This window comes from candidate division KSB1 bacterium (assembly GCA_034506335.1).
Classification (GTDB): domain Bacteria; phylum Zhuqueibacterota; class Zhuqueibacteria; order JANLFK01; family Oleimicrobiaceae; genus Oleimicrobium.
Window position 1 is genome coordinate 1 of the sequence record JAPDPR010000080.1, and the last position, 9,900, is coordinate 9,900.

8 protein-coding genes are annotated in these 9,900 nt (G+C 58.9%); all 8 read right to left on the reverse strand.

Annotated elements, in window-relative coordinates; genetic code table 11:
• Positions 1-554, reverse strand: a 554-nt coding sequence (locus ONB25_14780; protein MDZ7394149.1) for a flavin reductase family protein, incomplete at its 3' end; no start/stop codon positions are given.
• Positions 551-1,612, reverse strand: a complete 1,062-nt coding sequence (locus tag ONB25_14785; GenBank protein ID MDZ7394150.1) for a DUF4185 domain-containing protein — start codon at positions 1,610-1,612, stop codon at positions 551-553. The genes ONB25_14785 and ONB25_14780, both read right to left, overlap by 4 nt.
• A complete protein-coding gene (locus ONB25_14790) occupies positions 1,609-2,835 on the reverse strand; it encodes a methyltransferase (GenBank protein ID MDZ7394151.1) in 1,227 nt (408 codons plus the stop codon). The genes ONB25_14785 and ONB25_14790 overlap by 4 nt, the downstream gene beginning before the upstream one ends.
• 25 nt (positions 2,836-2,860) lie before the next feature.
• Complete coding sequence (locus ONB25_14795) at positions 2,861-3,694, reverse strand: carbohydrate ABC transporter permease (GenBank protein ID MDZ7394152.1); 834 nt, start codon at positions 3,692-3,694, stop codon at positions 2,861-2,863.
• Between the two features lie 18 nt (positions 3,695-3,712).
• Positions 3,713-4,630: a sugar ABC transporter permease gene (locus ONB25_14800; GenBank protein MDZ7394153.1), complete on the reverse strand. Its 918-nt coding sequence runs from the start codon at positions 4,628-4,630 to the stop codon at positions 3,713-3,715.
• Complete coding sequence (locus ONB25_14805; GenBank protein ID MDZ7394154.1) at positions 4,617-5,963, reverse strand: ABC transporter substrate-binding protein; 1,347 nt, start codon at positions 5,961-5,963, stop codon at positions 4,617-4,619. The genes ONB25_14800 and ONB25_14805 overlap by 14 nt, the downstream gene beginning before the upstream one ends.
• Positions 5,964-5,965: 2 nt before the next feature.
• The gene (locus tag ONB25_14810) at positions 5,966-6,913 is read right to left on the reverse strand and encodes a DUF4185 domain-containing protein (GenBank protein ID MDZ7394155.1); all 948 of its coding nucleotides are present in this window, start codon (positions 6,911-6,913) and stop codon (positions 5,966-5,968) included.
• Between the two features lie 118 nt (positions 6,914-7,031).
• A complete protein-coding gene (locus tag ONB25_14815; GenBank protein ID MDZ7394156.1) occupies positions 7,032-9,812 on the reverse strand; it encodes a glycosyl hydrolase-related protein in 2,781 nt (926 codons plus the stop codon).
• Positions 9,813-9,900 lie beyond the last annotated feature (88 nt).

The following is a 9,900-nucleotide window of genomic DNA, read 5'->3' on the forward strand; positions in this document are numbered from 1 at the left end:
AGCTTCTTGCCGGCCTCCCACGCTTCGGCCACTGGATCTCCCAAGCTCCAGTAGATGTTGTCCGGCATAGTCAGTGCGAAGGGACGCATCTTGCGCACGTCAGGCCGCCCCCGCGTAAGACACTTCGCGTCCGCATAGGCGCCGACGATCTGGCCTATATACAGCACGTCTCCGCCAAGGTCCACCTTGCGCACCAGCCTGCACTCCATGGACAGCGGGCAGGCTGCTACCATCGGCGCGCCGGTCTCCTCGCCGTAGAAAAGCTCGAATAGAGTACTCTTGTCACAGTTGCGTCCCGATACCAGACCGCAGAAATCCACCTTCTCCACCAATTCCACGCTGGGCACATTTACGCTGAATGCGCCGCTCTTTTCGATGCCCGGATTCGTATAGTGTTCACTGCCCAACGCAATTGCGACCATCGGTGGGTCATAGTTGACGCGACTGACCCAAGCGACGGTGAGGAAGTTGGGACGCCCCTCCACCATCGCGCCCACAAGGACCACAGGCATGGGGTACATGCTTATGTCGTTGTCGATGCGGACCTTCCTCATTGTCCTCCTTTCCCAATCGAGTCCACTTTGACCCGCAGAAAACGGGGATAATAGATGTCCTGGTCGGTAAAGCAGTCGTCGAATCTGCGGGAATTGACTGCGTAGCTGACGACGAGCTCAGACCCCTCGGTGGCGAGCTCGGGGTGTGCTTTTGCCGCGTAGCAGAAGTAACGACGGTTCCTGCTCGCCTCAGGGCAGCGGTAGAGTGTCTGGGCGGGCGAAAATGGCCCATAAGGGGTTTCGGCAACGCGAAGTCGCAACGGGTAGCCCCTTCCCCACGAGCCGCTGACCAGTATGAATTTGCCCAGAGCTGGCAGGTAGCTCACGGAGAACTCGGTCGCCCCGTCCTTCAGCACCGGCCGTAGCTTCTCTGGTCGCCTGGACCACGTGCCTCGTGCGCCATCCAGGTACTCCCATTTGTTCGGGTCGGCCACGGCCTCCATCGGCGCCCGCGCCACCACCATGTGCACCTCTCTGAACCAGGTCCGGAACCGACGACGGAAGCCGTAGATGTACAAGTGCTCCCCTTGGGCAAGGAGCCAGGAACCGAATGTGCCAGTCTTTTCCGCCCACGGCAGCACCTTTACCTCAATCTCCCAACGCCGGGGATCGTCGTCGGGGTTGCGTACCCAGTGCACCTCGTGTCCCACGATGCGAAAACCGGTCACCTGGTTGGGGTCAATCGTGACCACGCGCACCGCGAACACGGCGAGCTCTGCCCCAACTCGGGCCGCACTCAGAGGCCAACACCGCCCGGGGAGGGAACCAGAGCCAAAAAAGGCGTTTGGACCTTCCTGCCCCTGTTTCCAGTAGAAACGCACGTTCCCCTCACGCTGCACGGCTATGGAATTGGCCACCAGCCGTGCACCCCTCCTCGTGCCTGCCTGCGGGTTATCACTCACAAATGAGTCGCCAAAGAGCCAGAGAATGCGCTGGCCGTCCAGTGGGGTGCTAAAGGCGCAGTCCCCTCCCAGCCAGCCCTCAGTGCCCATCCTAAACAGGCGCTCCAGCTCGGGCATGGGCGAGACGTCGACGGCCACCTGGAAATCCCTGCTCACGCACGTCCTCCGTTAACCGCTGGTCGGATCGGATAAGTTCGGCAGCGGATTGCCGCGTCATAGGCGGCCACAACGTTTTCTGGAGGCACATTGGCCTGGATATTGTGCACCTGGGTGAAAACGTACCCGCCGCCTGGGGCGAAGATGCGCATCCGCTCCTCAACCTGCGCGGCAATTTCCTCGGGGCTCCCTTCCGGCAATAGGGATTGGGTATCTACGCCTCCGCCCCAGAAGGTGAGGCGGTCGCCGAACTCCTTTTTCAGCCGTGCCGGCTCCATGTCTTTAGCCGAGGTCTGGACCGGGTTGAGCACCTCTACTCCCGCATCAATGAGGTCCGGGATCAGAGCGTAGATTGACCCGCAACTATGCAGAAACACATGCACTTTTGAGTGCTGTTTGACGTACTGGTAGACGGCCTTGTGGCGGGGCTTGATGAGCTCCCGGTACATGTCCGGTGAAAGCTGCGGCCCCTTTTGCGTACCGAGGTCATCGCCCATCTGAATGAGCTGGATGTAGTCGCCCACGGCCTGCAGATAAGCCTGGAGGTTCTTCAAGTGCACCTCCACCATCGTGTCCATCAAGTCCTCAGCAAAGGCTCGGTTGCCCGCCAGGTCCATCATAAAGGTGTCCCACCCGCGCAACGACTGCCCCCACTCCAGAATATTCCCGCCAAATCCGCCCATGATGGCATAGTCGGTCTCGTCATACAGGAACCTTGCCTGTTCCTCCAGCACGCGCAGCATCTCGTCGGTGAGCACGGGCCACGCGTAGGACTTGATGTCGCGGCTGGAGGAGGCACTGGCCAAGGGCGGATTGCACGACTCGAAATAGAGCACCCCTTGCGGCATGCGCGCGGCGACCCTGTCACCGTCCATCAGCACCCACTCGCCATTCCTCCGCACCGGATAAGAGCTCCTGTGCACTTGCCCCGGACTACCGTCAGGCAGGGGCCAGTCCAGCCAGTCCTCCGGGTGGCGCCCCATCGTGTTGGCCAGGTCCACCACATCCACGTGAAAGCGCTCCAGGACAGCCGGCTCCGGCTCAGCCAGCTGCTGCGGCACATCGTAGACCCTCGTATAGCCGCCGGACAACCCCAGATAGGCTTTGAGCCGGTTGTAGGCAATCGCCATGATGCCTGTAGAACGCATCGCCCCAAAGTCGATGGGCACCTTATCGGGTTCCTCGTGGCGTAGAGTCTTCAGCACCCTCTCGCGCGAGGTCATCACACGTTCCTCCTCTACTTGCCAACTATCCCTTGATACCGGTCATCATCAATCCCTGCACGAAATAGCGCTGGAACAGGAAAAAGATCACCACTACGGGAATCAGCAGAAGTACCGAAGCGGCCATCAGCATACCATATTCGGTTGTGTGCTGGCCCACAAGCATGGCCAAGCCCAAGGCCAAGGTCCCTTTTCCCTTGCTCGACAGGAAGATCAATGGCCCCAGAAAGTCATTCCATTGCATCATGAAGACGAGAATAGCGATGGTGGCCACCGCAGGTTTGGAGAGGGGGAGGATGATACTCCAGTAGATGCGAAACTCTGAACAGCCGTCTATGCGAGCGGCATCGGACAGCTCTTGGGGGATGGTCAAGAAGAACTGCCTCATAAGGAAAATGTTAAATGCTCCGCCACCAAAGAACAACGGCACCACCAGCGGCTTGAAACTGTCCAGCCAGCCGATGTGTTTGTACAGAACGAAGACTGGAATCATCGTTACCTGGGCCGGCAGCATCATCGTGCCGATGATGAAAAGAAAGAGCGAGTCACGCCCCTTCCAGCGCAACCGCGCAAAGGCATAGGCAACCAAAGAGCTGGAAAATACCACGCCGATAATGCTCATCACCGTGATGAAGGTTGTATTGAAAAGATAGCGGACGAACGGCATGGTGGTGAGGACGTCGCGATAGTTTTGCCAGCGCACGGGTCGAGGAATCCAGCGCGGTGGATAGGTGAAAATCTGCTCGCTCCCCTTCAGAGAGGTAGAAAGCATCCAGAAGAAGGGCAGGAGAAAGACTGCCGCAAGTACCGTCAGGTAGAAGTAGACCAGCGCTTTTCTCCAAGGCTTGGCCGGCTTCATTGGACCCACCTTTGCGCGTCACGCTTCATAGTAGACCCACCTCCTGCTCAGCCGGAACTGCACGATCGTGATCGCCAACGTCATCAGCAGGAGCAGCCATGCCAGGGCGGACGCATAGCCCATTTGAAAATCGTCGAACGCTTTGATGTAGAGATAGAGATTGTAGAAAAGCGTGGAGTTGAGCGGCCCACCTTGCGTCATCACGTACGCCTCGGTGAAAATCTGGAAGGAAAACATGATCTCGATGATCAGCCAGAGAAAGAGTACAGGCGAAATGAGCGGCAGAGTCACATGGGTGAACTGCCGCCACTTGCCCCCGCCATCGATGGCCACCGACTCATAAAGCTGTGCGGGAATTCCCTGCAGAGCGGCCAGGAACACCAGCATTCTTCCCCCGCCGATGGACCACAGACTCATGAGCACGAGGGCAGGCTTTGCCCATGTGGTGCTGCCCAACCAGGATGGACCTTGGATGCCCACCATCTCCAGCAACGCGTTGAGAATGCCGTACTGCGGGTTGAATATCCACATCCAAATGGCGGAAATCGCCACCCCCGAGACTACCGAGGGCAAGAAGTAGGCGGTGCGAAAGAACCTAATGCCGCGCACCGACTGGTTCACCAACACGGCCAGCAGGAGCGAACCAGCGATGTTGAGGGGCACGCGCAGAACCGTATAGAACAGGGTATTGTAAATGGCCTTCCAAAAGTACGGGTCATGGAAAAGAAGGTCCCGATAGTTACGCAGGCCAATGAATTTGGGGACGCGAAGCACATCGTACTGACACAGGCTGTAGTAGACTGAGGCGGCAAAGGGGTACAACCCGAACACCAGGAAGCCGATCACCCAGGGGCTGATAAAGAGGTACGCCAAGGCAGATTGGCTGTGTCGCAGGCGCGTCACCAAGCTCGTGCGATTTCTTTCAGTGCTGGACATGGTTCGCCCATGGCATCTTTTTGCGCACATACCTGTCGTATTCGGCCGCCTCGTCGAGCTGTTTCTGCACGCGTTGGTTCGCCTGGCGCAGAGCTTCCTCTGGCGACAACCGGTGGTTGAGCGCCAGCTCCATGGCCAGGAAGTACTCGCGCCAGAAGACGTCGTGCACCAGAGGTAAGAGCGAGCTGCTAAAGCCTTGGTACATGAGGCTATCAAAAACCGCCATCTGTGGCATGCGCTGTTGAAAAATCTTTTCCCGAGCGACGAACCGGTTGGAGGGGAGAAGCGGCTCCTTTTCTGCGAGAAAACTGGCCAATTGGGTCTCTACGCGGGAGGCAAATTTGAGAAATTCCCACGCCGCAGCGGCAGACTTTGCCCCGCGGGGTATTGCCAGCCAAAAGCTGCCCACCTGGGTCGCCGGACTATCACCTGGGTCGCAAGGGATCAGGCCCACCCCGTAATCCAGATGGGGCGCGAAGCGCTTGATTTGGTTGACGTGCGAGTTATCCAGAATCATCATGGCGACCCGCTCGGAGTTGAAGCCGTGCTGCTCGTTGATGCCGCAGCTCAGTTGCAAGGCGGTCAGGTCGCCTAGTCCATAGTGGTCGTAGTATTCCACCGTCCAATGGAGTGCTTCCACCACCGGTGCCTCGTCCAAGCGCACAGTGCACAGGTCTGCGCTGCGGAAGGTGGCCCCTTTTTGGAAGGCCATCACCACGGCCGCCGCCAAGGCGCTGTAGTTGGGGATGAACCCCGCCTGCACGATCCGCCCACGCTCGTCGCGAATTGTCAGACGCTCGGCATAGCGCTTGAGCTCATCCCAAGTGTGGGGCGGGCGATCTGGGTCTAAGCCCGCCTCTCGGAACAGTCGGCGGTTGTAAAATAGCCCGTAGCAGCTCCCCGCCGATGGGACGCCGAACACCTTCCCCTCCCAGCGCATCTCCGCCCACAAGGGAGGATAAAACACTGTGGTATCAAAGCTGTCCCGCACAACAAAATCGTTGAGCGGCATCAGGGCTCGGCGCGCTGCCCAGCGCCCTATAGGACTGAACTGGGAAATGACGTCGGGCGGATTCCCGCTCAAGATGGCGGTCAGGATCTTCTTTTCGTTCTCCTTCCACGGAATAGCCACCGGCACCACCTCAATGCTGTCCTGGCTCTCGTTGAACAACCTGACCGAAATGGGGAATTCCTCATGCGCGCCGGTCGCAATCCAGAACTCCACCCGCACGCGCCCGGTGGAGGTCACCCGGCTCGGCTCATCGGGCCTGAAAAGGTAGACAACCCCAAGAACCAGGATCAACAGAGCGACATATTTGACGATGCGCGCCATGATCAGGCGAATGTTACCTCAACGAGCCTTGGGAAATACTCCTCGAACTCCACAAATGTGGCGAAGATAGTCTTTCCACCATTGCGCGCCATCTCTGGGTGCTCCTTGCCCGCATAGACCAGCGGGCCATTGTAAACGAGCGGGTTGCGCAATGGGATACGCGCGTTCCACAAAACCTGCGGCCGGCTCCATGGCCCCCATGGGTGCGGAGCGGTGCGCGCCACTAATGCGCCGGTTGTCTCCCATGAATGGACCGCTAAGAAGGCACCCACGTACCCATTGTAAGACACGCTCATCTCAGTGGGCATTCCGTCCATGATGGGGATGGCCCGATTCCGGTCGGGGTTCCACTTTCCAATGCCCTCAAGATACTCGTATCCCTCCGGGTCCTCGATCCTCGTTAGGGGGACGCGCGCCAGCGAGCAAGAGTGGCTCCCCCGCTGGAGGGAAGTGCCGTACACGTAGACCATCTGTTCCTCCGGCAGGAAAAGCACCGCGGCGCCGTAGCAGGGTTCATCTGCCCCCCACCAGATGGTCGACCCCCGCCACGCAAGCCTGCGAAAAGAGAGACCGGGATAGTCGGCCACGGCCAACCCCGTGCCGTCCACATTGAACTTGTACGGCCAGCATTTGTCGGGCAGCAGCACCACGCGCACATAGTAGACGTACACCCGCCTGTCGACGTAGAACCCATGCAGTGGCCAGATGCGGTAACGGTCCGGGGCCTCCTCCGGCAAGGACGGGATCACTTGACGCGGCATGCCGTTCTCCCCGGTCAAGTAGTGGTACTTGGCCAGCCCTGGTTCGCTAATGAGTGCCGTGTTGCAGGGCATCGACTCCACAATGCGACGACCGTACGGATCAATGAAGCCGAGGAACGTGTCTCCGAAGAGCCATAGCCCTTTCCCCGCCGGCAAAGGGATAGAATAGGCACAGTCCTGGCCGATCATCCGCACTTCATTGTCGACAAAGAGAAGACCGTGGTCAGTTGCCTGTGCGACACTGGGCGGACCAGACCCGGGGCTGGTTTGTGTGAATGACCTCTGCATGGCTGAGCAGGCAGCGACCTCAAAGCTCCAATTCCACAGTGACGATCTTCTTGTGCGGCACATCCAAATGGAGCTCTCCGGCATCAGTGACCTTCAGCGGCCTGAGACGCTCCTCGTTGAGGTTCGTCAGGTGCGCCTTTTTCACGGGACGCCACAAGCGAAGGCGCGCCGATTGCTCTTCCTCGGTTGGATTGAAGAAGCGCACGATCACCGAATCTCTGTGTTCGCACTTCTTCACCGCGCTGAGGATGAGGGTATGCGGCTCCAGCTGCAGAAAGCTCATGCGCGGCGGCAGCTCACCATCGGTGATCCCGCACTGAAAGGCCTTTACCGGCGCAAAGTGACGGTACGTGTGCTCAAAGACCTCGCCGCTCTCCCAGTTTCCCAAATGGGGGTAGAGCGCGTAGGCACAGGTGTGTCGCCCAAGGCATTGCGAGCCCACCTGGTCCAGTCTCTCCACCCGCTCAGGTGGGAGGCCCACTTTGGGGTAGCGGACCCCTTTGACCAACGTGAGAAGCATGGTGCGCCACTCGTTGTTCTGCACCTCGTACTCCACCAGCCCATGACTGATGAGTGCTAGTCCCACCTTCCCGTCGGAGATGTCCACAAAAGACAGGTGTGGCTGAGTGCCCGTCACTGGTTCCACCCAGTCGCGCGTGTCGGGCAGCTCGATGCTCCTGGTCACCACATCAAAGGCGGTTTCCACCTCCACGCTCTGCGCGACGATCCCGCTGGGAAAACAGACCCGCAGCCGATGGTCCATGGCCTGATTGTCAAAGGTAGTCACGATGTCAAGCCGCGGCGAACCTTTACGCAAAGTAATGCGCGATGAGATTGGCAGGGCCACCAGTTCCTTGCTGCGCGCCTGCTTTCCGGGAGCAAGGCCTTTTGGGACCTGCATCGTGATGTCGACTTGCATCGACGTCTGCAACTCTCCATCTTCGACCAGCGCCACGTGAGCAGCGCACCCCAGCGAGCTCACTCTTGTATCCTCCAAGGGCGAGATGTGCGTCCAGGGGTCGCCTGCCTCCGCCTGGTCCTCGAAGAAGTGGCAATTGCGGAAAATCCTGCCGCTAGGCTTGTGTGTCAGGTCAAATGTGCCGTTCGGATGGATCTGCACGCGCAAGTACTCGTTTTCCATGGTGTCGTTGGCAACCACCATGGAGCCGTAGTTAACAAGCTCGCCATCTTTGCTCTTGATCAGAAACGTGCGATAACCGCACCCTGGCACATCCTGAGCCTGGAGGAGAAAGCGGAAGCGTCGGGTGGAAAACGGCGAGGGAATGTCGTAAGGGTTCATGACCAGCGCCCCCCACTCCTTGCGCTCACAAAGCTGAAAGTGCACCGCCTGACCGGTCTCTGCGTCCACCACCTCCATGGACTTGTGCTTCGGCTCATCGGGGAAGTCAACCTCGACTTCGACAATCTCAGTGCGGGGAAACTGCAGCGGGTTACACACCACTACCGCGGTGTGCTCGGGCGTGGCCTGCGGGAGGTGGAGGCGCCGGGCCACCGTAGCGCAGGCGCGGTTGGTCAGTGCCTCACCGATCTGGGATACCTGGTCCCAGCGGTAAAGCATATCCCGATGCACCTGATCCACGCTCACGCCGGTGATGCTGTCATGGGGGTGATTGGTCAACAGATTCTTCCAGGCCAGTTCCAGCAACGCCGCTGGGTATTCTTCTCCCAGCGTCATGGCGAACACCGACCACGGCTCAGCCCACTTTTCCAGCAGGGTCTGCATCCGCGCATTGATCTGCTTCTGGTACAGCCGCGTCGAGATGTTGTCCTTGAGCAACCGGTTGAACCAGTTGTCTTTGCTGGGATGGCGCCGCTCGCCCTTCAGAACGGTCAGCTTGGAGCGATCTACTGCGCCCTTGATCTTTTCCAGGACTGCAGGGAATGAGCTGTGGATGTACACGTCGCCCGTGCCTTTGGCGTTGCAGTAATCGATTACCTTGATGGTATTGGGGTGCGGGAAGACGCTATCCATGCCATCCAGAACCACCAAGTAGGGAGTAGTGGCATCGGCCGCCACGTCGTCCCGGATGTTTTTCATTCCCTCATCCAACAACGCGGTGTTGAAGAACTGGAGGGAGGAGGGCTTGAGCAGCCAATAGTCCTGGTCCCCCGCCGCGGTGTCGCACCTCCGGAAAGGCATCTGCCCCAGCGACCAACGATAGTGGCCATCGTGGAAAGCGTTCTCGTACATGGTGGGGCGCAGCAGGTGAATCCAGAAGGCAGCCCTGCTGAAGAGTGCGCTGAGGCGAAGGCCCAGAATCTGCGTCCCGTCGGGAGCCTCCAAGATGTACTCGGTGTCGCACTCATCCTTGACAATGCCGCGATAGAACATAATGCCATCGATGCCAAAGCCGGCATAGATTTGAGCAATCTGCGACAGCTGTCCGTAGGAAGTCGGCGTGTAGCCCACCTTCATCACCGCGCCGAACTGGCTGGCAATCTTGTGGCCCCGCATCAAGTTGCGCACGATGGCTTCGCCACTGACGGTGTTCATCTCGGGCAAGGTGTACCACGGCCCCACCAGCAGGCGCCCTTCGCTGATGTACTTTTTCAGCTCCTCGCGTTTCTCCGGGCGTACCTCCAGATAGTCCTCCAACGCGATCGTCTGCGCGTCCAAGTGGTAGTGCTTGTACTCCGGGTAGCGCGCAAACATCTCCAGCAACCAATCCATGAGCTCAACCAGGTGTAATCTTGTCTCCTGCGCTGGGTAGCGCCATTCCCGATCCCAATGGGTGTTGGAAATAACGTGAAACTCGTAGTGTCTTTGTTTACCTTTCACAGGTCTCCTCTGGCGTTCTGATTCGTCCCGATCCTTGTTCAAAAGCCGAAAGTAAAGGAGAAGGTATTCACTGCGCCCATAATTGGCC